The sequence below is a fragment of the Streptomyces sp. NPDC007162 genome (genome assembly GCF_040634175.1).
Classification (GTDB): Bacteria; Actinomycetota; Actinomycetes; order Streptomycetales; family Streptomycetaceae; genus Streptomyces.
In genome coordinates this window covers 1-1,514 of sequence record NZ_JBEYFC010000980.1, presented here as the reverse complement: position 1 = coordinate 1,514, position 1,514 = coordinate 1, and the positions used below count along the sequence as shown (strand labels likewise).

The 1,514-nt window shown below is 71.1% G+C and carries 1 protein-coding gene and 2 pseudogenes; all 3 read left to right on the top strand.

Annotation, left to right across the window (positions count from 1 at the left end; translation table 11 throughout):
* Positions 1-198: pseudogene (locus ABZ646_RS46470) on the top strand (hypothetical protein); the annotation flags it as partial.
* Between the two features lie 6 nt (positions 199-204).
* Complete coding sequence (locus ABZ646_RS46465; protein ID WP_360533799.1) at positions 205-1,419, top strand: acyl-CoA dehydrogenase family protein; 1,215 nt, start codon at positions 205-207, stop codon at positions 1,417-1,419.
* A pseudogene (locus ABZ646_RS46460) lies at positions 1,420-1,514 on the top strand (ATP-binding protein); the annotation flags it as partial.

Here is a 1,514-nt window from a genome sequence, read left to right as displayed (position 1 = left end):
GGGAGTCTTCCCCGACGGCAGCACCATGGTCAGCCCCGCCACCCAGAAGCAGCGACATCCCGCGATGGCTGGCGCATCCTGGAGGGCATCCACTACCGGTACACGCTGGGCCAGACGCTCGGGCAGGGCTTCGACCGCATCGGCGAACTCGTCCCCGTCTTCATCGACCACGGACTGACGACTCTTCAGGAAGGCTGACCGGCCATGGACTTCGCGTTCGACGCGCGCACCGAGGAACTGCGCGCCCAACTCCTCGCCTTCATGGACGAGTTCGTCTACCCGGCGGAGGCGGTGGCCGAGGAGCAGCGGGCCGCGCTGGCCTCGCCGTGGGACACCCCGGCCGTGGTCGGGGAGCTGAAGGCCGAGGCCCGCAGGCAGGGCCTGTGGAACCTCTTCCTGCCCGACGCCGAGTACGGCGCCGGTCTCACCAACCTCCAGTACGCGCCGCTCGCCGAGATCACCGGCCGCTCCCCGCACCTGGCGCCCACCGCGCTGAACTGCGCGGCCCCGGACACCGGCAACATGGAGGTGCTGGCCCAGTTCGCCGACGAGGCGCAGCGCAAGCAGTGGCTGGAGCCGCTGCTCGCCGGCGAGATCCGCTCGGCGTTCGCCATGACCGAGCCCGAGGTGGCCTCCTCCGACGCCACCAACATCACCACGCACATCGAGCGGGACGGCGACGACTACGTCATCACCGGCCGCAAGTGGTACATCTCCGGGGCGATGAACCCGGACTGCAAGATCTTCATCGTGATGGGCAAGACCGACCCGGACGGCCCGGACATCCGGCGCCAGCAGTCCATGGTGCTGGTCCCGCGGGACACCCCGGGTGTCACCGTGAAGCGGGCGATGCAGGTCTTCGGGTACGAGGACCACTCGCACGGCGGCCACGCCGAGGTCGTCTTCGACCACGCGCGGGTGCCGGTGTCGAACCTGGTCGGCGAGGAGGGCGGCGGCTTCGCCATCGCCCAGGCGCGGCTCGGTCCGGGCCGGATCCACCACTGCATGCGGCTGATCGGCATGGCCGAGCGGGCCATCGAGCTGATGTGCCGGCGGGCGGTCTCGCGGACCGCGTTCGGCAAGGCGCTGGCGCAGCAGGGCGTGGTGCACAACTGGATCGCGGATGCCCGGGTGACGGTCGAGCAGCTGCGGCTGCTGGTCCTGAAGACCGCCTGGCTGATGGACACCGTCGGCAACCGCGGCGCCCACAGCGAGATCCAGGCCATCAAGATCGCCACGCCGCGCGCGGTCGTGGACATCATCGACCGGGCGATCCAGCTGCACGGCGCGGGCGGGGTCAGCCAGGACTTCCCGCTGGCCGAGCTGTACGCGAGCGCCCGGACGCTGATGATCGCCGACGGTCCCGACGAGGTGCACCAGCGGTCGCTGGCCCGGCGGGAGCTGAAGAAGTACCGGTAGGAAGCGCCGTGCCAGGCCTGGGGAGCCCAGGAGCACGGGCCCGGGCTGCTGGTCTGGGCGGAGCTGCCGCGCCGGATCGACACCGCGGGGGACAC